This is a genomic window from Saccharothrix syringae (assembly GCF_009498035.1).
GTDB lineage: Bacteria > Actinomycetota > Actinomycetes > Mycobacteriales > Pseudonocardiaceae > Actinosynnema > Actinosynnema syringae.
In genome coordinates this window covers 8534475-8558298 of the sequence record NZ_CP034550.1, presented here as the reverse complement: position 1 = coordinate 8558298, position 23824 = coordinate 8534475, and the positions used below count along the sequence as shown (strand labels likewise).

At 73.5% G+C, this 23824-nt stretch carries 19 protein-coding genes; 12 read left to right on the top strand and 7 right to left on the bottom strand.

Translation table 11 applies throughout. The features are described 5' to 3' along the window. Positions 1-392: 392 nt before the first annotated feature. The gene (locus EKG83_RS35465) at positions 393-2231 is read left to right on the top strand and encodes an ABC transporter ATP-binding protein (RefSeq protein ID WP_153278663.1); all 1839 of its coding nucleotides are present in this window, start codon (positions 393-395) and stop codon (positions 2229-2231) included. Here the strand turns inward: EKG83_RS35465 and EKG83_RS35460 are convergent. Beyond that, positions 2228-3799 carry a penicillin-binding transpeptidase domain-containing protein gene (locus tag EKG83_RS35460; protein WP_153278662.1) on the bottom strand — a complete coding sequence of 524 codons (1572 nt, stop codon included), beginning with the start codon at positions 3797-3799 and terminating at the stop codon, positions 2228-2230. The two genes, EKG83_RS35465 and EKG83_RS35460, sit on opposite strands and share 4 nt — an antisense overlap. 55 nt (positions 3800-3854) lie before the next feature. Then, positions 3855-4595 (bottom strand): SIS domain-containing protein, encoded by a 741-nt coding sequence (locus tag EKG83_RS35455; RefSeq protein ID WP_051766458.1) that lies wholly within the window; start codon positions 4593-4595, stop codon positions 3855-3857. Positions 4596-4707: 112 nt separating this feature from the next. On the opposite strand from EKG83_RS35455, the gene EKG83_RS35450 reads away from it, so the two are divergent. Further along, positions 4708-5463, top strand: a complete 756-nt coding sequence (locus EKG83_RS35450) for a DeoR/GlpR family DNA-binding transcription regulator (protein ID WP_033433354.1) — start codon at positions 4708-4710, stop codon at positions 5461-5463. A gap of 563 nt (positions 5464-6026) precedes the next feature. On the opposite strand, the gene EKG83_RS35445 is transcribed toward EKG83_RS35450, so the two are convergent. Together EKG83_RS35445 and EKG83_RS35440 are read right to left on the bottom strand one after the other, a co-directional pair. Beyond that, on the bottom strand, positions 6027-8156 hold the full coding sequence (locus tag EKG83_RS35445) for a transglycosylase domain-containing protein (protein WP_033433355.1): 2130 nt from the start codon (positions 8154-8156) through the stop codon (positions 6027-6029). A gap of 121 nt (positions 8157-8277) precedes the next feature. Further along, positions 8278-8652, bottom strand: coding sequence for a hypothetical protein (locus EKG83_RS35440; RefSeq protein WP_033433356.1), 375 nt, complete (start codon positions 8650-8652; stop codon positions 8278-8280). Between the two features lie 280 nt (positions 8653-8932). Here EKG83_RS35440 and EKG83_RS35435 point away from each other — a divergent pair, with 280 nt between their 5' ends. Together EKG83_RS35435 and EKG83_RS35430 are read left to right on the top strand one after the other, a co-directional pair. Beyond that, entirely contained in the window at positions 8933-9781 is an 849-nt protein-coding gene (locus tag EKG83_RS35435; protein WP_033433357.1) for a lysozyme, read from the top strand. Positions 9782-9807: 26 nt separating this feature from the next. Next, positions 9808-10467 (top strand): DivIVA domain-containing protein, encoded by a 660-nt coding sequence (locus EKG83_RS35430; protein ID WP_033433358.1) that lies wholly within the window; start codon positions 9808-9810, stop codon positions 10465-10467. A 6-nt stretch (positions 10468-10473) separates the two neighbouring features. Here the strand turns inward: EKG83_RS35430 and EKG83_RS35425 are convergent, their stop codons facing one another. Genes EKG83_RS35425 through EKG83_RS35415 form a run of 3 tightly spaced genes read right to left on the bottom strand, consistent with a single transcriptional unit; the run spans position 10474 to position 12083 of the window. After that, complete coding sequence (locus EKG83_RS35425; RefSeq protein ID WP_033433359.1) at positions 10474-11028, bottom strand: nucleotidyltransferase family protein; 555 nt, start codon at positions 11026-11028, stop codon at positions 10474-10476. A 4-nt stretch (positions 11029-11032) separates the two neighbouring features. Continuing rightward, positions 11033-11218, bottom strand: a complete 186-nt coding sequence (locus tag EKG83_RS35420) for a response regulator transcription factor (RefSeq protein WP_033433393.1) — start codon at positions 11216-11218, stop codon at positions 11033-11035. 40 nt (positions 11219-11258) lie between these two features. Next, complete coding sequence (locus tag EKG83_RS35415; protein WP_033433360.1) at positions 11259-12083, bottom strand: alpha/beta fold hydrolase; 825 nt, start codon at positions 12081-12083, stop codon at positions 11259-11261. A gap of 191 nt (positions 12084-12274) precedes the next feature. On the opposite strand from EKG83_RS35415, the gene EKG83_RS35410 reads away from it, so the two are divergent. From EKG83_RS35410 to malQ, 8 genes are all read left to right on the top strand, one after another. Further along, complete coding sequence (locus tag EKG83_RS35410; RefSeq protein WP_033433361.1) at positions 12275-13498, top strand: SAM-dependent methyltransferase; 1224 nt, start codon at positions 12275-12277, stop codon at positions 13496-13498. A gap of 177 nt (positions 13499-13675) precedes the next feature. Beyond that, the gene (gene shbA, locus EKG83_RS35405) at positions 13676-14353 is read left to right on the top strand and encodes an RNA polymerase sigma factor ShbA (RefSeq protein ID WP_084716825.1); all 678 of its coding nucleotides are present in this window, start codon (positions 13676-13678) and stop codon (positions 14351-14353) included. A gap of 22 nt (positions 14354-14375) precedes the next feature. Beyond that, positions 14376-15416 carry a carbohydrate kinase family protein gene (locus EKG83_RS35400; RefSeq protein WP_033433362.1) on the top strand — a complete coding sequence of 347 codons (1041 nt, stop codon included), beginning with the start codon at positions 14376-14378 and terminating at the stop codon, positions 15414-15416. A gap of 326 nt (positions 15417-15742) precedes the next feature. After that, positions 15743-17836 (top strand): transglycosylase domain-containing protein, encoded by a 2094-nt coding sequence (locus EKG83_RS35395; protein WP_228122334.1) that lies wholly within the window; start codon positions 15743-15745, stop codon positions 17834-17836. A gap of 557 nt (positions 17837-18393) precedes the next feature. Beyond that, positions 18394-19290, top strand: a complete 897-nt coding sequence (locus EKG83_RS35390) for a M23 family metallopeptidase (protein WP_228122333.1) — start codon at positions 18394-18396, stop codon at positions 19288-19290. Positions 19291-19581: 291 nt separating this feature from the next. Beyond that, the gene (locus EKG83_RS35385; protein WP_033433396.1) at positions 19582-20535 is read left to right on the top strand and encodes an LLM class F420-dependent oxidoreductase; all 954 of its coding nucleotides are present in this window, start codon (positions 19582-19584) and stop codon (positions 20533-20535) included. Between the two features lie 326 nt (positions 20536-20861). Further along, positions 20862-21773 carry a LacI family DNA-binding transcriptional regulator gene (locus EKG83_RS35380; protein WP_033433364.1) on the top strand — a complete coding sequence of 304 codons (912 nt, stop codon included), beginning with the start codon at positions 20862-20864 and terminating at the stop codon, positions 21771-21773. Between the two features lie 106 nt (positions 21774-21879). Continuing rightward, positions 21880-23748 carry a 4-alpha-glucanotransferase gene (gene malQ / locus EKG83_RS35375; protein ID WP_033433365.1) on the top strand — a complete coding sequence of 623 codons (1869 nt, stop codon included), beginning with the start codon at positions 21880-21882 and terminating at the stop codon, positions 23746-23748. The last annotated feature ends 76 nt before the right edge of the window (positions 23749-23824 follow it).

Genomic DNA, 23824 nt, shown 5'->3' with positions numbered 1-23824 from the left:
CAGCACGCCACCCCACCAGCCTCCGCACCCACCCCCTGCGACCCGAGGCCCCGGCAGCCCAGACCCCCACGACCCGGGAACCCCTGCAGCCCGCACCCACTGCAGGCCGCACGGCCCGCCCGCACCGCTAGCCCGCCCGCCCCTGCCTGCGCCCCCACCGGCCGCGCCTGCACCGGCCGCGCCTGCACCGGCCGCGCCTGCACCGGCCGCGCCTGCACCGGCCGCGCCTGCACCGCCACCGTGCCGCGCCCCCACCGCGCCGCGCCTGCACCGCCCACCCGCGCCCCTCGCAGGCAGTTCACCACCGAACGCGCCGAACCCGGAGGCCGAAACCGGGAAGCCTGCGCCCACCACCCGCGTTCCTGTCTGTCGTGGACGGATCCTGGGCTTTGATGCGCAGCGCGATGCGGGCTTCCGACGCGCCCACGGGGGTACGCCCCGGCACGTTCCGCCGAGTGCTGGGCTTCGCCAGCCCGCACCGGACCAAGCTGGTGCTGTTCCTGCTGCTCCCAGTCGTCTCGGCGGTCCTGGCGGTGAGCACCCCGGTGCTCGCCGGCCAGGTGGTGGACGCGATCGTCGAGGGCCGCGGCACGTCGGTCGTGGTGTGGCTGGCGGTCGCGATCGCCGGGATCGCGGTCGTCGACGCGGGCCTCGGCCTGGTCGAGCGCTGGCAGTCGGCGCGCATCGGCGAGGGCCTGATCTACGACCTGCGCCGCGCGGTGTTCGAGCACGTCCAGCGCATGCCGGTCGCCTTCTTCACCCGCACCCGCACCGGCGCGCTCGTGAGCCGCCTGAACAACGACGTGATCGGCGCCCAGCGGGCGTTCACGTCCACCCTTTCGGGTGTAGTGACCAATGTCATCCAGTTGGGTCTCTCGCTCGGCGTGATGTTCACACTTTCGTGGCAAGTCACGGCGCTGGCGCTCCTCCTGCTCCCGATCTTCGTCCTGCCCGCCCGCCGCATGGGCGTCCGGATGGCCGACCTCCAGCGCGAGGCCGCGACCCTCAACGCGGGCATGACCACCCAGATGACCGAGCGCTTCTCCGCCCCCGGCGCGACCCTGGTCAAGCTCTTCGGCCGCCCCCGCACCGAGGTCGCCGAGTTCGCCGCCCGGGCCGCCCGGGTCCGCGACATCGGCGTCCGCACCGCCATGGCCACCCGCTGGTTCATGACCGGCCTGACCCTGGTGTCCGCCCTGGCCCAGGCCCTCGTCTACGGCCTCGGCGGCTACCTCGCCCTGACCGGCCACCTCGCCGCGGGCACCGTGGTCTCGCTGGCCCTGCTCCTGACCCGCCTCTACACGCCCCTGACCGCCCTGGCCAACGCGCGCGTCGACGTCATGACCGCCCTGGTTTCCTTCGAACGTGTCTTCGAGGTGCTGGACCTCGAACCCATGATCACTGAGAAGAGTGACGCCCGTCAGGTGCCGGATGGCCCCGTAAGTGTCGAGTTCGACAACGTCCGGTTCGCCTACCCCTCACCCGACAAGGTGTCCCTCGCCTCCCTGGAGAACGTGTCCACCCTGGACGCGCGCGGCGGCGAGGAGGTCCTGCACGGCATCACCTTCCGCGCCGAACCCGGCCAGCTCGTCGCGCTCGTCGGCTCGTCCGGCGCGGGCAAGTCCACCATCGCCTCGCTGGTGCCCCGCCTCTACGACGTCGACGAGGGCGCCGTCCGGCTGTCCGGCGCGGACGTCCGCGACCTCACCTCCGACTCCATCCGCCGGACCGTCGGCGTCGTGACCCAGGACGGCCACCTCTTCCACGACACCATCCGCGCCAACCTCACCTACCCGCGCCCCGAGGCCACCGAGGACGAGATCCGCGACGCCCTGCGCCGCGCCCGCCTCGACCAGCTCGTCGAGTCCCTGCCCGACGGACTCGACACGATCGTGGGAGAACGCGGCTACCGCCTCTCCGGCGGCGAACGCCAGCGCCTCACCATCGCCCGCCTGCTGCTCGCCCAGCCGAGGGTCGTCATCCTCGACGAGGCGACCGCCCACCTGGACTCCGAGTCCGAGGCCGCCGTGCAGGCCGCGCTCACCGAAGCCCTCGCCGGCCGCACCGCGCTGGTCATCGCCCACCGCCTGTCCACGATCCGCGCGGCCGATCAGATCCTGGTCGTCGAGGACGGGCGCGTCGTCGAACGCGGCACCCACGCCGAGCTGCTCAACGCCGACGGCCGCTACGCCGAGCTGCACCGGACGCAGTTCGACGAGGCCCCCGTCTAGAGCCCGGCCAGGAACGTCGCGGTCGCCGACACCGCCACCTTCGACGACCCGCCGTTCACCACCAGCACGGCGAACGCCAGGTCACCCCGGTAGCCGATGAACCACCCGTGCGCCCGCGCGCCGTCGCCGAACTGGGCCGTGCCGGTCTTGCCGCGCACGCCGGACCCGGCCAGCTCCCGCGCCGTGCCGCCGGTCACCACCTCGTCCATCATCGACCGCAGCGCCGGGACGACCCCGGCGGGCGGCGCGGCAGGCGCCTGCTCCGGCGTCGGCCTCTCGCGGACGAGCTGCGGCACCGGCGTCCGGCCGTTCGCCACGGTCGCCGCCGCCAGCGCCATGCCGAACGGCGTGACCAGCACGTCGCCCTGCCCGATGCCCGCCTCGACCCGCTCCGGCACCGACTCCGCGGGCGGGACCTTGCCCGTGTTCGTGGTGATGCCCGCGACGGTGAAGTCCGACATCAGCCCGAAGTGCGCGGCGGCGTCGGGCAGCGCGTTCGCCGGCAGGTCGGCCGCCAGCCTGCTGAAGCTCGTGTTGCACGACGCCGCGAACGCCCGGTGCAGCGGCACCGAGCCGAGGTCGAACGAGTCCTCGTTGGTGATCCGCCGCGTGCCGATGGTGGCCTCGCCGGGGCACTCGACCGGCGTGTCCGGCCCCACCGAACCGCCGGCCATCGCCGCCGCCGCGGTCACCACCTTGAACGTCGACCCCGGCTCGAACAGGTTCTCCAGCGCGATGCGCCCGATGCCGTCGGCGGGGGCGTTCTGCGCCACCGCGAGGATCTCGCCGGTCGAGGGCTGCAACGCCACCAGCGCGGCCGCCTGCCCGACCCCGTCCACCGCGGCCTGCGCGGCGGCCTGCACCGCCGGGTCGAGGGTGACCGTCACCGACCGCTTGACCTCGCCCTTGTTCTCCAGCAGCACCGACACCGGCGCGCCCGCCGCGTCGACCACGGCGACCCGCGAGCCGGGGACGCCGGACAGCGAGCCCACCGCCTGCCGCACGGTGCCCATCACCACCGGCGCGAAGCCCGGCGCCACCGGCGCGCCGGTGCGGTCGAGCAGCGCGCCGTCGCCGGTCGTGGTGGAGTAGGCCAGGCCCTGGCCCTCCCCGAGCTGCGGGTGCAGGGCGGTGGGCGACCAGTGCACGCGCCACTCGTCACCGACCCGGCGCACCTCGAACCGGGTCCGGTAGGCGAGGACCTTGAGGTCGGGCAGGGTCCACGTGACGTCCGCGTCGACCTCGACCGACGTCGCGCCCTCCGGCACGGCGGGCGAGGTGAGCCGCGCCTGGTACCTCGCCCCCGACATGCCCTGCTTCGTCCTGGTGATCGCCGCGTTCGCCGCCTCGGCGGCGTCGGTCGCGGCGGCCGCGCGCGTCGCGTCGCCGTCCCGCAGCGCGGCCACGAACTCCTGCGCCACGACGCCCGGTGAGGCCGGTTCGGGCTGCCGGGCCACCGTGGGCGCCGGTTCACCCGCCGACCACAGCACCACCGCGCCCGCCACGATCACCGCGATCGCGGCGGTGCCCCCACCGGCCATCACCCAGCGCTTCGTCCTCTTGTTCACATTTCCCCCCTCGCTGTCCGGAGATTAATCCGAACGTGTGGAGGATTCGTGAACGTCAGCCGAGCTGCGGCACCCGCGTCTGGTACTTCCGCAGCAGCTCGGCGTTGGCCTGGTCGCCGCCCTCGACGTTCGCGCTGCGCCACAGCGGCAGCCCGATCCCGGCCTCGGCCGCCTTGTCGAACAGGCGCACCATCAGCAGGTTCCACAGGAACGTCGTGGCCAGCGTGGACACCGCGGCGGTGACCGGGTTGCCCGCCGGGTACGTCGCGTCACCCGGCGGGACCAGGTTGTCCAGCACCACGGTCGCGCTCTCCGCCAGCGTCGTGCCGGCCCGCCGCGGCGCCAACGCGCTGGCGGCCACCGACGTCACCGCCACCACCGGGCACCCGGCACCGGCAGCGAGCACCGCCAACTCGACCGGGTACGGATTTACCCCGGACGTGGAAAAGACGAACAACACGTCGTGAGCGGCCAACCCCGCCTCCCGCAGCACCTCGGCGGCCAGCCCGGACCGCCGCTCGGCCGCCGTGCTGCTCACCGCGCCGTGCATCGGCAGCAGCTCGGGGTGGTAGATCGGGCGCACGCACGCCAGGCCGCCCGCGCGGTAGAAGGTCTCGGCGACCGCGGCGAGCGAGTGGCCCGCCCCCGCCGCGAGCACCAGGCCGTCCGCGCGGACGCTGGCCAGCACCAGCTCGGCCACGTCGTCGAGGGCGCCCGCGTTCTGCTGCTCCACCCTGGTCAGGTGGTTGCGCACGACGTCGCCGTAGTCGGATCCGGTCACGGTCTCGGTCGCCATGCGTCGCCCTCCAATGGTCTACACCAAATGTGTGCCCGCCAGTCCTACCGGATCGTCCCATCACCCGCCAGGGTGTTGACCACCGAACAGCCCGCGTGTTCAATCGAACAAGATGGACGTCGTCTGGCGGCACGAAGCGATCCTGGAACGCCTGCGCGGAGGCGAACGGGTCCCCGTCGGCACGCTCGCGGCACTGGTCGGCGCCTCCGAGATGACCGTGCGGCGCGACTTGGACGTGCTCGAACGCGACGGCCTGGTGCGGCGCGTGCGCGGCGCGGCGGTGGGCATGCTGACGGGGGAGGAGACGCCTTACGCGGCGCGGTCGCGCCAGCGGCTGGCGGTCAAGCGGCGCATCGCCGCCGCCGTCGCGAACCTGCTCGACGACGGTGAGACGGTCGTGCTCGACAGCGGCAGCACCGCCGTCGAGGTGGCGCGCGAGCTCATCGACCGCCGGCTGACCGTCCTGCCCCTGTCCCTGCACGCGGTGGACGTCCTCCGCAACGCCCCCCACGTGCGGCTCGTCCTACCGGGCGGCGACACACGACCGGGTGAACTCGCCTTCGGCGGCCCGCTGACCGAGCACGCGTTCGAGGTGATGCGCTTCGACACCATGGTGCTCGGTAGCTGCGGCCTGACCACCCGCGACGGCGTGTCGGCGCACGACCTGACCGAGGGCGCGGTGAAGAGGGCCGCGATCCGGGCGTCGGCACGCGTGATCGCGGCGATCGACAGCTCGAAGTTCGGGCGCACCGCCTTCGGCCGGGTGTGCCCGGTGGGCGACGTCGACGTGCTGGTCACCGACGCGAGCGCCCCCGCCGACGAACTGCACCGCCTGCGGGACGCCGGGGTCGAGGTGCGCCTCGTCTGACCCGGTCCGCAGGGCTCGGCCGACCTCGTCCGCGGGAGGGCGCTATCCCGGCCGACCCGGCTCCGGACGCGCCGCCTCGCCCGCCGACTCGCGCTCGCTTCGCCTCACCCGCCAAGTCCTCACGCGAGCCCGTCTGCCGGGCCCGCGCAGGTGTCTCATCCGCCCTGGCCCACGCCCGCCCCGTCCGGCTGGCCCTGGAACACCTCGCGCCTCGTCCCGCCAACCCTCACGTCGCGTCCGGCTGACCCCCGCGTTGCCCGGTCCGACCAAGCCCCGCGTCGCCTGGTCCGCCGAGCTTCGGGCCGCCTCGTCCGGCCAGGTCTCCGGGGTGCCGCCTCACCTGCCGTCCTGCGTGCTGCCCTGCTCGTACTGTTGCCCGCCGCCGACGGGTGTGGTTCCGGGGGCGGCGTGCCGTGGTGGTCGCGGTTCCTCTTGATTCACCGATGATCGGGGACGCCGTTTTCGTACATTTTCCGGCGATGATCACCCCATCGTGTGACCCGGTTCCGACCGCGACCTTCGTGCCGGGCCCAGCCCGCGACCAGCCGGAACCAGGTACGCGATCATGGTAGCCGGTACCGGGGCTCCACGGCCGGCAAGGGCTTCTCCGGCAGGTTCGCGTGCGCCTTGGACATGAAGTCGAACCACGTCCGCGCCGGCAGCGTGCCGCCGTAGATGTCGCCTTCCTCGCAGAGCCGCGGGGGGCCGCCGTTCACGCAGATGCCCTTCGGCGTGGTCCCGTCGTTGAAGACCTGCACCGCGCCGGCGTAGTCGGGCGTCGCCCCGAGGTACGCGGCCGACTTGTACTCCTCGGTCGTCCCGGTCTTGCCCAGCGCCGGCCGCGTCCAGTTGAACTGCTTGGCCGCCGCCGCCGCGGTGCCGCGTTCCTGGTCGTCCTCGCTCAACCCCACCACCATCGCGTTCGCCAGCGCCTCCTCGACCACCTGCTCGCACGGCGGCTCCTCCGCCCGCACCTCCTTGCCGTACCGGTCGGTGATCCTGCGGATCGGGGTGGGCCGGCACCACGACCCGCCCGAGGCCAGGGTCGCGGCCACGTTGGCGAGCTCCAGCGTGCTCGTCGGCGCGGGGCCCAGCGTGAACGACGCGTTGCCCGCCGACTTGTAGAAGTCGGCCTGCGACACCCTCAGGTCCTGGCGCTCGGCCGACGGGTCGGGTTGCACGCCCGCGATGTTCGTCGACATCGTCTCGCGCATCCCCAGCCTGGAGGCCATGTCGACCACCGCGTCCAGGCCGACCTTCTCCTCCAGGATGACGAACCCCGTGTTCGGCGACGTCGCCAGCGCGTGCTTCAACGTCATCTGCGGCGGGTAGGAGCTGTCGTGGTTGGACAGGCAGTACCAGTACGTCGCCTGCTCGCCGGTCGACGGGCACGACGGGGCGCCGCCGCGGAACACCCTCGACACGTACGAGTTGGGCGTCTGGATCACCGTCTCGATGCCCATGCCCTTCTCCAGCGCGGCCGCCGCGGTGAACACCTTGTACACCGAGCCGGCGCCGAACTTGTTCTCGACGGCCGACGGCAGGTCGAACTGGGTCTGGAACTCCTCCTTCTTCAGCCCGTAGTCGCGGCTGGCGACCAGGGCCACCACCTCGTGCCGGTCGCGGCCCGGCTTGACCACGGCCGCGGTGTTGGCGATGCCGGGCGTCGTCTTCGGCACCTGCGCCTCGGCGGCCTGCTTGGCCTGCTGGGTGAGGGTGCGGTCGAGGGTCGTCTCGATGGTGTAGCCGCCGGTCTTCAGCTGGTCGAGGTCGAAGCCGTTCTCGGTCAGGTAGTTGACCACGTAGGAGCAGAAGAACCCGACCTCCGGCCCCGAGCCGACGCACCCGGTGGGCAGCGGCCGCACCGGCGTGGCCAGGCCCAGCGGTTCCCGCTTGTAGACCTCGGCCTGCTCGGGCGAGAGCTTGTTGTTGGCGACCATCAGGTCGATCACCACGTTGCGCCGGTCGACCGCCTTGTCGGGCCGCGCCTCGGGGTCGAGGAACGTCGGGCTGTTGACCATCCCGGCGAGCATCGCGGCCTGTGGCACGGTCAGCCGGTCGGGCGTGGTCTCGAAGTACGCCTGGGACGCCGCGGCGATGCCGTAGATGGTGCCGCCGAACGGCACGACGTCCAGGTAGCGGGTCAGGATCTCGTCCTTGGTCAGCTGCGACTCGACGTGCATGGCGATCCGCGCCTCGCGCAGCTTGCGGGCGAGCGTCTGCTCCTGCGCCTTGACCTGCCCGCCCTTGTCGTCGCGCTCCAGCACGTGCACGAGGTGGTTCTTCACGTACTGCTGGGTGATCGTGGAGGCGCCCTGGACGGAGCCGGACGACTGGTTGCGCATCGCGGCCCGCAGGGTGGCCAGCCAGTCCACGCCGTTGTGCTCGTAGAACCGCCGGTCCTCGGCGGAGATCAGCGCGTCCTTCATGACCTGCGCGACCTTGTCCGACGGCGTGAGCACGCGGTACTGGTCGTAGAGGTAGGCGAACGGCACGCCGTCCTTGTCGGTGATCGTCGACATCAGCGGTGGGGGCGTGTTGACCAGGCTCACGGAGGTCGCCGCCACCTGGTCGCCCATCCGGTTGGACACCAGGCCCGCCGCCCCGACGACCGGCAGCGCGAGCCCGGCCAGCAGCAGCCCGGCCACCAGGCACAGACCGGCGAGTTTCGCGATGCAATCCGACCTACGCATGCCCTGGAGGTGGGCCCCGGTCGACCGCGGAAAACGCGGCGGCCGGGAGGTTCACCGCAAGGTCTCGACAATTGCCCGCCGGCGTTTAACCGGACGGAGTTCACTCGTTGGTGGAATGCATTCACGCTGCGTCGCAGCGCGTGGCCGCGGCGCTCGCCAGGTCGGCGGCGTGGCGCATCGCGGCGGCGTGCAGCGCGGTCAGCGACAACGCGTCCGCCTCCGCGGCCGGGTCGCCCTCGGTCGGTTCCAGGCGGGTTTCCGCGGTCTCGTAGACCACGCACTCCGCGGCCACGCTCAGCCGGCGCGCCAGGAACGCCACCGCCCGCATCAGCCGCTCGGCCTCGTCCTGGGTGATCGGCACGACCCGCGGCGGGTCGTCGTCCCCGGCGTCGGGCCCGGTCCGCCTCGCGCGGCAGGCCAGGGCCCGGTCCCACAGCCCGGCCGCCTCGTGCAGCGACTCGATGAACGGCTCCCAGTCGACTCCCGTCGTGGACATGGCTCCCTCACCTTCAGCGGGTCACCCCGGTCGTGGAGTGCCCTGGGAGGTGGCACCTCATGCGTCCGTTTCCCCATCGGGTGGAAAATAGCGCCACTCTCCGCGTCGACGATCACCGAACGTGCCAGTAAAGTGCCTACTCGTCATTCGTACGAGTGGCATTTTTTGTTTCGTGTTGCAATCGTTCCGACCGGTGGTAGCCGGAGCCCAGTGACGTCCTCCGGCGCCGGTGACGGTGCGGAGGCGAGAGGTCCCGTGCTTTTCCAGGGAGGAATGACCCATGGCCGCGCAACCCCGGACCCGGAAGTGGGCGGTCCGCGTCGCCGCCGCCGCCCTCGCGGTCGGCTGCCTGGCGGCGCCCGACGTGACCGCCTCGCCGATGAGGCCCGACGGCGACCGCCTCGCGGGCGCCCAGGTCGCCCGGGAGGGCGACCAGGCCGCCGGCTCGCAGATCGCCCTGCACGAGCCCGGGCAGCCGGTCGCCGCGTCCGAGCTGCAGACCACCGGGCCCACCGTCGCCGGCATGGACGTGAGCAGCCACCAGGGCGACGTGGACTGGCAGCACTGGTGGGACCAGGGCATGCGGTTCGCCTACGTCAAGGCCACCGAGGGCACCGACTACCGCAACCCCTACTACGACCAGCAGTACCACGGCTCCGCGGCCGTCGGCATGATCCGCGGCGCCTACCACTTCGCGCTGCCCGACCGGTCCGACGGCGCCACGCAGGCCAACCACTTCGTCGACAACGGCGGCGGCTGGTCGCCCGACGGCATCACGCTGCCCGGCGCGCTGGACGTCGAGTACAACCCGTACGGCGAGGACACCTGCTACGGCCTCACGCCCGACGCCATGGTCGAGTGGATCCGGCAGTTCGCCGAGACCTACCAGGCCCGCACCGGCCGCTGGCCGGTCGTCTACACCTCCACCCTGTGGTGGGACCGGTGCACCGGCCTCGCCGGCGACTTCACCGACACCAGCCCGGTGTGGGTGGCCCGGTACGCGGCGGAGATCGGGCCGCTGCCGCACCGCTGGGCGGTGCACTCGATCTGGCAGCACAGCTCGGCACCGATCGACCAGAACGTGTTCAACGGCACCGCGGACGACCTCGCGGCGCTGGCCAGGGGCTGACCCCGGCCCGGAGGAGGGTGGCGTCCATGCACGACGACCGGTTCCACATCCGGTGGCGCGGCTACGACCGGCGGGAGGTGGACGCCGAACTGGCCCGGCTGCGCGACGAGGTCGAGGTGCTGCGGGTCGACCGGGACGCCGCCGTCGCCACCGCCGAGGACCTGGTCCGCGAGCTGGAGGACGCGCGCAGCGAGCTGGGCGAGTACCGGGTGCTGCACGCCGGCTACTCCAAGGACAACGCCGTGTCCGGCTGCATCCGCTACCTGATGCACGTGGCCAGGCAGAAGGCGGACGCCTTCGAGAGCGACGCCCGCGAGCGCAGCGAGCAGATGCTCAGGCAGGCCGAGGAGGTGGCGCGCAGGCAGGCGGTGCTGCTCGACCAGACCGAGCAGGAGACGCAGCGCCGCCTGGCCGAGGCCGAGCAGCGGGCCCGGGAGATCGTCGCGGCGGCGAGGGCCGGGGCGGCCGCGCCCGGCCGGTGGGAACCGCCGGACGTGCCGGGGCCGCGGATCGTCTCGGGCCCGATGCAGGTCGTGCCGCCCGACGCGCAGCCGCTGGAGGTCGTGCCGCCGGACGCGCAGCCGTTGCAGGTCGTGCCGCCCGAGACCCGGCCGTTCGGCATCGACCCCCTGCAGGCCGACTCCCTGCAGGCCGACCCCCTGCAAGCCGAACCGCGGGGCCAGTGACCCCCGTCAGCCCAGGTCCCCGGGCCGGTCCACGTCCGCGCCGTCGGCCACGTCCCCGCACGGCACGTCGACCGCCCCGCGCGCCCGCAGGTAGTCCCGCGCACCGGCGTCCCCCACGGCCGCCGCCGACACCCCCGCCCAGTGGTCGGCGCCGATCAGCACCGGGTGCCCGGGCACACCCGAGTAGGAGGCGCGGGCCAGCGCCGCGGCGGACGCGAGCGCCACGAAGCGCCCGACGGCCGCCGCGGTCACGCCCGGCGTGTCCACCGGCAGCACGACCACCGCGTCCGCGCCGGCCAGCGCGCCGAGGCCCGCGCGCAGCGACGACCCCATGCCCGAGGCCCAGTCGGGGTTGTCCACCACGAGGCAGCCCGCCGGCACCAGGGCGCGCGCGTCCGCCGCGGCCGCCCCCAACACCACGGCGACCGGCGAGCACCCGGCGTCGCGCAGCACCCCCGCGGCGTGCTCGACCCAGCGCACGCCGCGGTGCGACACCAGCGCCTTGGGCCGGCCGAACCGGCGCCCGGCACCGGCGGCCAGCACCAACCCCGCGACCCGCACGGGGTCAGACTAGGGCGCGGTGGCCCTTCAGCTCGGCCCGCCCGGCCACCGACAACTTGCGGTACACCCTGGTCAGGTGCTGCTCGACCGTGCTCACGGTGATGTGCAGGCGGGTGGCGATCGCCCGGTTGCTGTGGCCCAACGCGGCGAGGGTCGCGACCCTGCGCTCCGAGTAGGTCAACTCCGTCATACGCGAGAACACGTGCGGGGACCCGCGTGCGGTTCAACCCTCAGCGCAGATGTTCCAAAAGGAGCGCGGTGAGCGCTTCCGGCGCCTCCTCCGGCACCCAGTGCGACACGTCCTCCAGCATCTCGAACCGGTACGGCCCGACGACCCAGTCGCCGGTGGCCAGCGCCGCGGTCGAGCCGAACGCCACGTCCTCGGTGCTCCACACGTACATGGTGGGCACGGACACCTTCCCGGCCTTGCCGCCCGGCCGGCCCGCGCGGTACCAGTTCAGCGCCGCGGTCAGCGCGCCCGGCTCGGACAGCCGCCGCACGTACTCGTCGACCCGGCTGGGCGGCACCCGGAACTCGAACATGCGCCGCAGCGCCGCGCCGTCGTCGGCCAGCATCCGCTTCTCGGTGCCGCTGCCGCGCCACTCGGTCATGTAGCCCGAGCGCAGGTGCTGGTCCTCGTCGGTGCGCACCGCGTCGGCGAACGCGCCGGGGTGCGGCGTGGACACCACGGCCAGCTTCCGCAGCCGCCCGGGGTGCTCCGCCGCGGTCCACCACGCCACCGCGCCGCCCCAGTCGTGGCCGACCAGGTCGAACGCCGACCAGCCGAACGAGTCCGCCACCGCCAGCACGTCCCCGACCAGGGCCTCCACCCCGTACTCGGCGGCCCGCTCGGGCCGCACGCCGGGGGAGTAGCCGCGCTGGTCGAACGCCACCGCCCGGAACCCCGCGCGGCCGAGCACCGCGACCTGGTGCTCCCACTCGACGGCCGCCTCCGGGAAGCCGTGCAGGAACAACACCGGGCGGCCGTCCTCCGGGCCCGCCGCGATCGCGTCGAAGACGCCCTCGTCCGTCGGCACGCCGATCTGCTCGATCACTGTGTCCTCGACCCCGTCCGCTCCCCGGTCCACCCCGCTGCGCCGCACATTCTCCACCCCTCCGCCGCGCGCCCGGACCACCGGTTCGCGGCAACGCGGGAAACCCCCGGCGGTGCCACCATGGACGGGCGCCGCCCGCCGGGCGAGCACCGGCGGCGGCGGCGAGTGCCGGCAGTCCCGAGGAGTGGTGGATGAGCACCGTGGACCTGCCCCGCCCCGGCGCCTGGCCCGGGCTGTGGGACCCGCCCCGCTCGCCGTGGCGGGCCCGCGCCGCCGAGGCGCTGTTCCGCCGCGCCGCGCGCACCCTGCCCGTCCGCGTGCTGCTGCCCGACGGCCGCAGGCTCGGCGCGGGCGGCCCGGGCGCGCCGGTCATGCTCCTGCACCGGCCCGAGGCGTTCTTCCACCGGCTCGGCGCGGACGCCAAGATCGGATTCGGCGAGGCGTACATGACCGGCGACTGGACCTCGCCCGACCTCGCCGAGCTGCTGACCGCGTTCGCCGCCCGGCTCACCGGGCTGGTGCCGCCGGTGCTCCAGCCGCTGCGCCGCTGGGTCGAGCGCCGCCAGCCCGCCGCCGAGCGCAACGACCCGGCGGGCGCGCGCCGCAACGTCCAGCGGCACTACGACCTGTCCAACGACCTGTTCCGGGTGTTCCTCGACGAGACCATGACCTACTCGTCGGCGTGGTTCGCCACCCCCGACCAGCCCCTGGCCGACGCGCAGATGCGCAAGGTCGACGGCGTGCTCGACTACGCGGGCGTGCGGTCGGGCACCCGGCTGCTGGAGATCGGCACCGGGTGGGGCGCGCTGGCCGTGCGGGCCGCGCGGCGCGGCGCGGAGGTCACCACGCTGACCCTGTCGGCCGAGCAGAAGGCGCTGGCCGAGCGGCGGGCGCGCGAGGCGGGCGTGGCCGACCGCGTCACCGTGCACCTGCGCGACTACCGCGAGGAGCGCGGCCGGTACGACGCCGCGGTGTCGGTGGAGATGATCGAGGCCGTCGGCGCCGAGTACTGGCCCGCCTACTTCGCCGCGGTCGACCGGTCACTCGTGCCCGGCGGCCGGTTCGGGCTCCAGGCCATCACCATGCCCCACGACCGGATGCTGGCCACCGCCGCCGGGTACACGTGGTTCCACAAGTACATCTTCCCCGGCGGCCTGATCCCGTCCGTGCGCGCGATCGAGGACACCGCGCGCGACCGCACGGCGCTGCGCGTGACCGACAGCCGGGCGTTCGGCCGGGACTACGCCGAGACCCTGCGCCGGTGGCGGGAGGCGTTCCTGCGGCGGTGGGACGAGGTCGCCGCGCTCGGCTTCGACGCCACGTTCAAGCGGATGTGGGAGTTCTACCTGGCCTACTCGGAGGCGGGGTTCCGGGTGGGCTACTTGGACGTGCGGCAGTTCGCCTTCGCGAAGTAACGGGCTGCGCCACTGGGCCGTTCGGCTCATATCCTCCCTCGGACGGGTGTTCTTCGCGCCGGGTGGTCCCGGATCGTGGTCAGCTTTGGCGGATCCCGTATCAGGAGCCCCGCTGCGCGCTCCTCATCAGTGAGCCGGGGTGGGCCGGGAGGTACAGCAGCGTGAGGAGGTCGCCGGATGGTGCATCACGCATCCGCGCGAGCTGACGACGAGGTCGTGGTCGGGGCGCCCGACCGGCCCGGGGTCCGGCTGGTGGCGGGTGGGGCGCCGCCGCACCGCACCTCCCGGTGGCTCGCCGAGGCCGAGCTGTCCGAACTGGTGGACGCCGCCCTGCTGGGCGACCCGCGCGCGGTCGAGCAGCTGCTCGCCCGCATCCAGCCGCTCGTGCTGCGGTACTGCCGCGCGCGCGTGGGCACCCGCGAGCGCACCCTGGTCTCGGCCGACGACATCGCCCAGGAGGTGTGCCTGGCCGTCGTCTCGGCGCTGGGCAGGTACCAGTACGAGCCCGGGTCGTTCCTGGCGTTCGTGTACGGCATCGCCGCCCACAAGGTCGCCGACGCGCGCAGGCGCGCCGTGCGCAGCCGGTCCGAGGTCGTGCCCGAGCTGCCCGACACGCCCACCCTGGAGGACGGGCCCGAGCAGCGGGCCATGAACGGCGAGATGATCGGCCACGTCACCGAGCTGCTGCGCCGGCTGCCCGACCGGCAGCGCGAGATCCTGGTGCTCAGGGTCGCGGTGGGCCTGTCGGCCGAGGAGACCGCGGCGGCCGTCGGGTCCACGCCCGGTGCCGTCCGGGTCGCCCAGCACCGTGCGCTGGTCCGCATGCGCGAGATGTTCGCCGCTGTCGACGGCTGAGCCGGTTTGGCATCGTGTGGGAATGGCACCGCCGTCGCCCACGACCCCCGAGTTCGACGTGCTCCTGTCCGGGACGGTGTTCCTGGACATCATCTTCACCGGCCTGCCGCGCCCGCCCGCGCCGGGCACCGAGGTGTGGGCCGAGGGCCTGGGCTCCTGCCCGGGCGGCATCGCCAACCTCGCCGTGGCCCTGCGCAGGCTCGGCCTGCGCACCGCCCTGTCGGCGGCCTTCGGCGAGGACGCCTACGGCGACTTCTGCTGGGAGGTGCTGGCCGAGCAGGAGGGCGTCGACCTGTCCTACTGCCGCCGGTTCTACGGCTGGCACTCGCCGGTCACCGTGTCCATGGCCATGGACCGCGACCGCTCGATGGTCACCCACGGCCACCGGCCGCCGGTCGGCGCCGACGAGCTGCTGGCCCCGCCGCCGGCCACCAGGGCGTGCTTCGTGCACATCGGACCGGACGACGAGCGGTGGGTGGCGACCGCCAAGGAGCGCGGCGCGCTGCTGTTCGCCGACATCGGGTGGGACCGCACCGAGGCGTGGGCGCCCGACCTGCTGCGGCGGCTCGACGGCTACGACGTGTTCCTGCCCAACGAGGTGGAGGCCCGCCACTACACGCGGTGCGACACGCCGGAGGGCGCCGCGACCGCGCTGGCCGAGCACGTGCCCGTGGTGGTGGTGACGCGCGGCGGCGGGGGAGCGGTGGCGGTCGACTCGGCCACCGGCGAGCGCGTGGACGTGCCCGGGCTGAACGTGGCCGCGCTCGACTCGACCGGGGCGGGCGACGTGTTCGGCGCCGGGTTCGTGCTCGGGACGCTGAGCGGGTGGCCGCTGGAGCACCGGGTGCGGTTCGCGAACCTGTGCGCGGCGCTGTCCGTGCAGCACTTCGGCGGGTCGCTGTCGGCGCCGGGCTGGGTGGACATCGCCACGTGGTGGCGCACGGTGTCCCGGCGGATGGACGACGACCTGCGGCACTACGGGTTCCTGGAGGACGTGCTGCCGCAGCAGGCGGGCGCGGAGATGCGGCGGGCGAGCGCGACGATCCGCCTGCGCTCCCACTGATCACCCGATCGTGATCTTGACCCCGGTCGAACACCTGTTCGATCATTGAGGCGGGCTCGACAGCCGCCCCGCCGGTTTCGCCGGCGGGTGAGTTCGATCACCCCGTCGGTCCCGGCGGCCTCGGCCGTCCGGCCCAACGGGGTTTCACCAGGGGCTCCCACGGGCAGGAGTAAGTTCGACAGTCGTCGTCGACACCGCTCCCGAGAACTTCTGCTCGCCCACGAGCAACCCGCGGCGGTCGTCGTGCGACTTACTCGATGGGGGTTTCCCTCGGGGCTTCGGAAGGGGTTGCAGGTTCAGTGTTCGCCGCGCGCGCGACAGGTCTGGTGAAGTTGGTGGGGTTGTGCCTGATGGCGGGCGTGCTCGTCGCGGCGCTGCTCTTCCCCGTCGTCGGTGGGCTCGGTCTGGCCTCCAACCGCGCCGCGGACACGGTGGACCAGACCTCGGGTGAGCTCACCAAGGCCGAGCTGCCGCTGGTCTCCACCGTGCTGGACATGAACGGCCAGCCGATCGCCTACCTGTACGACCAGTACCGGGTGCCGGTGGCGTCCGAGCAGATCTCCGACACCATGAAGGCCGCGATCATCGCGATCGAGGACAAGCGGTTCTTCGAGCACAAGGGCGTCGACTGGCAGGGCATCGCCCGCGCCGCCGCCAAGGCGGGCGTGGACGGCGGCGCCTCCCAGGGCGCCTCGACGTTGACCCAGCAGTACGTGAAGAACTACCTGGCGTTCGTGGTCGGCAAGGGCACCGAGGACGCGTACGAGAAGGCCACCGAGGTCAGCCTGGGCCGCAAGATCAGCGAGGCCCGCATCGCCACGCAGCTCGAGCAGAAGATGACCAAGGACGAGATCCTCACCGCGTACCTCAACGTCGTCCCGTTCGGCAACCAGACCTACGGCGTCGGCGCCGCGGCCCGCGCCTACTTCGACACCACCCCCGACAAGCTGACCGTGCCGCAGGCCGCGATGCTCGCCGGCCTGGTCAACGAGCCGAGCAGGCTCAACCCCGGCGCCGACGTGGACGCCGCGATCAAGCGCCGCAACACCGTGATCGAGAAGATGCGCGAGAACGGCGCGTTCGGCTCGGACGCGAAGGTCGCCGAGGAGAAGGCGAACGAGTACAAGGCCGCCGACATCGGCGTCGTGCCCGACCTGAAGCTGCTGCCCAACGGCTGCGTCGGCGCCGGCGACGGCCCCATCTACGGGTTCTTCTGCCGCTATCTGATCGACTACCTGGACCGGGCCGGCCTGCCGCTCGACGAGATCCTGCGCGGCGGCTACACGATCACCACCACCATGGACCCGGTCGCCACCCGCGAGGCCAAGAACGCCGCCCAGAACCAGGTGCCCAAGAACCAGCCGGGCATCGCCAACGCCATGGCCGTCGTCGAGCCCGGCCAGGACAAGCACCGGGTGCGCGCGCTGGCCGCCAACCGCGACTTCGGCAACAACGCCGAGGCGGGCCAGAGCGCCTACTCGATCCCCGCCGAGGTGACCAGGTTCGGCGCCGGCTCCATCTACAAGGTGTTCACCGCGGCGTCGGCGCTGGAGCGCGGCGTCACCGGCATCGACCGGCAGATCGACGTGCCCAAGACCTACACCTCGCCGGTCTACAAGGACGGCAACCGGGGCTACACGGTCAAGAACGCCGGCGACTACCCGGAGAAGATGACGCTCACCTCGGCGCTGGCGCAGTCCCCGAACACCGGGTTCGTCATCCTGCAGGAGAAGGCGGGCCTGAACAACGTGGTCGACATGGCCTACCGCCTCGGCCTGCGCGAGTCGATGCAGGGCGTGAACACCGAGGGCCTGCCCCTCAAGGCCGACGGCTCCAACGGGCCGTCCCAGGGCGACCAGTACAAGCAGGACAACAGCGGTTCGTTCACCCTCGGCGCCGGCCCGACCAGCGTCCTGGAGCTGGCGAACGTCTCGGCGACCATCGTGAGCAGCGGCAAGTGGTGCCCGCCCACCCCGGTGGAGAAGGTCGTCGACCGCAACGGGCAGCCGGTGCAGCTCAAGGAGACCCCGTGCGACCAGGCGGTGGCCCCCGAGGTCGCCAACGCCCTGGCCAACGGCATGAGCGCGGACACCAAGCCGGGCGGCACGGCGGGCGCCGCGGCCGGTGCCGCGGGCTGGAACCGCCCGATGATCGGCAAGACCGGCACCACCGAGCACCACATGTCGGTCGCGTTCATGGGCGCCACCCCGTTCTACGCCGGCGCGGTGATGACCTTCGCCGACGGCGCGACGCCGGAGGCCATCTGCCCCGGCAACCCGCCCTACCTGTGCGGTCGCACCAACAACAACGGTGTCTACGGTGGCCAGGTGGCCGCGCCCACGTGGTTCAACGCCATGCGCGTCCTGCACCAGGACAAGCCGCCGGCGAACCTGCCCGGCGTGGACCCGCGCTACCGCTAGCCGGGACCGGGCGCTTCGGGGCGGACGCGACAACGACCAGGCCCGTTCGAGCGGTGACCACCTCGCGGTGGCCCGTTCGGGCGGGCCTGTCCCGTGGGGCGAAGTCGCGGCGGCCGAGCCGTGGTGCCGCCCGCGGGGTCGCCCCGCCCCGTCCGCGGCGGTCGCCTCGCCCCGTCCGGGCTCGTTCGCGCTGGTCACCGCAGGTCGCGCCGCTTGCCGCGGGGGCGTCGGCCGGGACTCGCCGTCGTCCGCGCCGCGGGGCCGCTCACGGCCTCTCCCGACGCCTCCACGGCCCCGATGACCAGGGCTTTTATAACGACCAGATGCGAAACTCATGCGTATCTGAACACTCTGCGTAGTAATCAGTGTGTTATCTCACTAAAAACGCGCAGCGCTCCCCCGAAGGGTTGCCCTCCTCGGCTACGACGGGTTACGTTCCCCGCCGCATGTCACGGTTCGGTCACCAGAAGGACACGGCCCCGCTCCCCGAAAGCGGTGCCACCTGGTTCCCCCGCCAGGCGTCCGGACCGGGCTCCCCGATGCAGGAAGGCACAACCTTGGCACGGCACTCGATCGCCAGTGGCCGCCGCGCGTACAGCGCGTCCCCGAGGGTCACCGGCAAGCGCGGTTGCCACCGCGCGGAGTACGACAAGTCCCCGGTCGGCAACCGGGTCGCGGCCGTCGCGGTCGTGGCCGGCGCGTTCGTCACCAGCATCGGCGCCGCCAACGGCCTCGACGCGGACGCCACCAGGATCATCCCGCTCGCCGCGGGCACCGACCTCGCCGCGGCCCTCGCGGCCGACGACGTGGCCTCCGCGAGCGAGGCCCAGATCCGCACCGTGCACGCCGTCGAGCCCGGCCTGGAGGCCGCCAAGCTCATGCGGTCGGAGGCGCTCCTCGCCCGCCAGCACGTCGACCAGGCCATCCGGCACGCCTCCGATGCCTACAACGCGCGGCAGGCCGAGCTGAAGCGCCGGCAGGAGGCCGCGGCGGCCGAGCAGGCCCGCGTGGCCGCCGCGCAGGCCGAGGAGCAGGCGCGCATCGCCGCCGAGGAGGCCGCGAGGCGCCCGAAGGCCGTCAAGCCGGCCGAGGGCGCGTTCACCTCCGGCTTCGGCGCCCGGTGGGGCACGACGCACTACGGCGTCGACATCGCCAACGCCATCGGCACCCCGATCCTGTCCGCCATGAGCGGCGTGGTCGTCGAGGCGGGGCCCGCGTCGGGCTTCGGCCTGTGGGTCCGCGTCCAGCACGAGGACGGCACGATCACCGTCTACGGCCACGTCAACGAGATCCTGGTGGCCCAGGGCCAGCAGGTGCGGGCCGGCGAGCAGATCGCGACCATGGGCAACCGCGGCCAGTCCACCGGGCCGCACCTGCACTTCGAGGTGTGGGTCGGCGGCTCGCAGAAGATCGACCCCATCGGCTGGCTGGGCGAGCGCGGCATCAACCTCTGAGCCCGGGCCCGGCGGTTCCCCGGAGCGTCCCCCGGGGCTCCCCGACACCCCGACCGGGCCCGAATCCCGGTGCGGGTCGTCCTGGCGGCTGCCGGCCCGAACCGGCAGTCGCACGTTGTGGAGCGGGGCACCGGGTGGAGGACGCACATGCGGCGACCGGTGCCCCTTCGATGACGGGATACCCCGTTCGCCCGCGCCTACACCCTTTGTCCCGGAGATCCTTCCCCGAGGGCATACCGACCGGTCGGTAACTTGCGGTACGGTGGCGGCCGGATGCTCAGGGAGGCGACCGTGGCCCGTTGGGGAATCACCCTGCCGTTGACCGGCGTGCCGGTGCTCGACCACGCCAAGCTGGTGGCCGAGCTGCCGGACCTCGGCTACGCGGACGCCTGGTCCGCCGAGACCTCCGGCACGGACGCCTTCACCCCGCTCGCCCTGGCCTCGCAGTGGTCCGACCGGCTCCGGCTGGGCACCGCGATCGCCCCCGTCTACACGCGCGGCCCGGCCACCCTGGCCATGACGGCCGCCGCCATGGCCGAGATCGCCCCGGGGCGGTTCGTGCTGGGCATCGGCTCCTCGTCACCGGCGATCGTGGAGCGGTGGAACGGCGTGGAGTTCCGCGAGCCGTTCAAGCGCACGCGCGACACGCTGCGCTTCCTCAAGGCCGCGCTGGGCGGCGAGAAGGTCACCGAGGACTACGACACCTTCTCGGTGCGCGGCTTCCGGCTGGAGCGGGTGCCCGCCCAGGCGCCGCCGATCATGCTCGCCGCCCTCCGCCCGAGCATGCTGCGCCTGGCCGGCCGCGAGGCCGACGGCGCCATCACCAACTGGCTCGGCGCGGGCGACGTGCCCAAGGTGCGCGCCGAACTCGGCGAGGGCGCCGAACTGGCCGCCCGGATCTTCGTCTGCCCCACCGAGGACGCCGCCGCGGCCCGCGCCCTCGGCCGCATGCTGATCAGCACCTACCTCACCGTCCCCGCCTACGCCGCCTTCCACGACTGGCTGGGCCGCGGCGAGGCGCTGCGACCGATGCACGAGGCGTGGGCGGCCGGCGACCGGCGCGGCGCGGGTGCCCTCGTCCCCGACGAGGTGGTGGACGAGCTGGTCGTGCACGGCAGCGTGGCCGAGTGCAGGCGGAAGGTCGCCGAGTACGCCGCCAACGGGGTGGACACGCCGGTCATGGCCCTTCTGCCGACCGGCGGCGACCAGCTGGAACTGGTGCGCACCCTCGCGCCGAACGCCTGACGGGCGACCTGTCGGGTGTTCCGACGAGTGGCTTGTCGGGTGGTCCGACGGGCGGTCGCCGGATGGCCCGACGGGCTGGTCCGACGAGCGGCTTGTCGGCCGGTCTGACGGGCGGTCGCCGGATGGCCCGACGGGGTGGTCCGACAGGTGGCCTGACGGCCGGCCCGAGGTCCCGGGCGCCTGCCGCCGTCTCCCGAGCCCGTCCCCCGACTGCCGCTCGGTGAGCCCCGCTGCTCGACCGCCGCCCCTCAAGTGATGTTCGCAACAGGCCCGGCGCCCGGATCTGGATAGGCTCGTACCAGGCCGGGAGGTGGAAGTTGACGAGCATGTCCGACGTCGCGCGGGCCGCCGGGGTGTCCGCCGCGACGGTGTCGCGGGCGCTGCGCGGCGAGCCGGGGGTCTCGGAGGCGACCCGCCGGTACGTCACGGAGGTCGCCAAGCGGATGCGGTACGCCATCGCCCGCGACGCGTCGAGCCTCGCGGGCGGCCGGCGGTACGCGATCGCCGTGCTGGCCGGTGACGTCCGGCGGGGCGACCTGCTCGCGGGCGCGGAGGGCGCGCTGCGGCAGGCCGGCTACGACGTCCTGCTCTACGTGCTCGGGGAACCGCCGGCCCGGGCCCGCTTCTTCGAGGAGCTGCCGCTGGCCCGCCGGGTCGACGGGGTGCTCGCCCTGTCGGTCGACCTCACCCCGGCCGAGGGCGCGGCGCTGCGCGGGCTGGACGTGCCGGTGGTCGAGGTCGGCGACGACGACCTGCGCGAGGCGCTGCGCCTGGCCGTCGGGCACCTGGTCGAGCTGGGGCACCGGGACGTCGCGCTCGTGGTCACCGGCGACGAGTCGCACGACGAGGAACTCGCCGCCGGCGGGCTGCGCGTGCGTCCGGAGTGGACCCTGTGGTCCTCGCCGACCGTGGCGGGCGGCGAGCAGGTGGTGGACGTGCTGCTGGACGCCGAGCGGCTGCCGACGGCGGTGATCAGCTCCAGCGGCGAGGTGGCGCTGGGCGTGTTCCTGCGGCTGCGCCGCGACGGGCGGGCCGTGCCCGGTGACGTCTCCATCGTCAGCCTGGACGGTGCCGAGCTGACCCGCGCGGTGGGCATCACCGCGGTCGAGGGCGCGTGGCGGGAGCGCGGTGAGCACGCCGTGGACGTGCTGCTGTCCCGGCTGCGCGGCGAGGACGCCGCGGGTGGGCCGCCGCCGGTGCGGCTGGTCGTCCGCGATTCCTCCGGTCGGCGGGTTTGAGCGCGGCGCGCAGCGGTTATTGACCTGACGAACCACCTGCATCCTTCGGGTGACCGGCCCCGGTCGCCCTGGCTCGGGCCGACCAGAGGAGACGAAGCTGTCCGGCGTGGACGACGAGCTCGCGGCACTGGCCGAGGCCCACGGGGTGGCCACGCACTACGAGGACGCCAACCAGCGCCGCGCGGACGTCGACGCGGACGTGGTGGTGGCGGTCCTGGCGCAGCTGGACGTGGACGCCTCCACCCCGGAGGCGGTGCGCCGCGCCCTGGCCGCGCCCAAGCCGCCGCCGCGGACCCTCGTGCTGCACGAGGGCGACGTGCTCGACGAGACCGGCACGATCCGGCTGGAGGACGGCGGCGAGGTGGAGCTGCCCGCCGCGCTGCCGCCGGGCTACCACCGGCTCGGCGACCGCACCGTGATCGTGGCGCCGCGCCGGCTGCCGGCCGTGCCGCGGGCGTGGGGGTGGATGCTCCAGCTCTACGCGATGCGCTCGGCCGAGTCGTGGGGCATGGGCGACTACGGCGACCTGGCCACCCTGGCGCGGCGCAGCGCCGAGGAGCTGGGCGCGGGCGTGCTGCTGGTCAACCCGGTGCAGGCGATCAGCCCGACCACGCCGGTCGAGCGGTCGCCGTACTCGCCGTCCAGCCGCCGCTACGCCAACCCGCTCTACCTGCGCGTCACCGACGTCCCCGCCTACCACCGGGTCGACGCGGAGACCCGTGCGCGGATCGACGCGCTGCGCCCGCCCAACGACACCGGGCTGATCGACTACGACGCGGTGTGGCGGGCCAAGGCCGAGGCGCTGGAGCTGCTGTGGCGGCACGAGGAGCACCGGGAGCCCGAGGGCGACCTGCTGGACTTCGCCCGGTTCTGCGCGCTGGCCGAGGAGCACGGTCCCGACTGGCGGACCTGGCCCGCCGCGCAGCAGGACCCCGCCACCGCAACGCCGTCACACGAACGAGTGATGTTCCACGCGTGGCTCCAGGAATTGTGCGAGCAGCAGCTAGCCCGGGCACGTGACGCGGCGCACGATGCGGGTATGCCAGTCGGCGTCGTCCACGACCTGCCCGTCGGGGTGCACCCCGGTGGTGCCGACACGTGGGCCTGGCGCGACGCCTTCGCCGCGGACGTCACCGTGGGCGCCCCGCCGGACGCGTTCAGCCAGCTCGGCCAGGACTGGAACCTGCCGCCGTGGCGGCCGGACCGGCTCGCCGAGCAGGGCTACGAGCCCTTCCGCGCGGTGGTGCGCAGCGTGCTGCGCCACGCCGACGGCATCCGGATCGACCACGTCGCGGGCCTGTGGCGGCTGTGGTGGATCCCGCCGGGCGAACCGGCCAAGCGCGGCACCTACGTGCACTACGACGCCGAGGCGATGCTGGCCGTGCTGACGCTGGAGGCGCACCGCGCGGGCGCCGTCGTCGTCGGCGAGGACCTGGGCACGGTGGAGCCGAAGGTCACCGAGTCGCTGCACGAGCACGGCATGCTCAGCTCGGCGGTGCTGTGGTTCCAGCGCGACTACGACCTGCCCGACCACCCGCTGGTGCCGCCGGAGAAGTGGCGCGAGTCGGCCATGGCGAGCATCTCCACGCACGACCTGCCGACGGTGGCCGGCTTCCTGGCCGCCGAACACGTTCGGGTGCGAGCCGAACTGGGGCAGTTTGAAGGTCCCCCGGAAGGGGAATACGAGGCAGCCGCGCGCGAGCGGGACGAGTTGGTAGAGCTGCTCAAGCAGGAGGGTGTTCCCGCCGATGACCTGGTTACCGCGTTCCACGCACTGCTCGCCCGGGCCCGCTCGGTCCTCGTGCTGACATCACCCCAGGATGCGCTGGGTGAGACCCGCCAGCCCAACCTGCCCGGCACCACCGACCAGTACCCGAACTGGCGGATCCCGCTGCCCGTCGCGCTCGCCGACCTGTTCGACGACCCGCGCGTGCGCCGGGTGGCCGCCGCCCTCGCCGCCGGGCGCGGCGCATGATCCGAAACACGCACGTCACCGCGGGCCGCCCACCTGCGGAGTATGGTCTAGCCCGTCACCCGCGCCATGGTTGGAG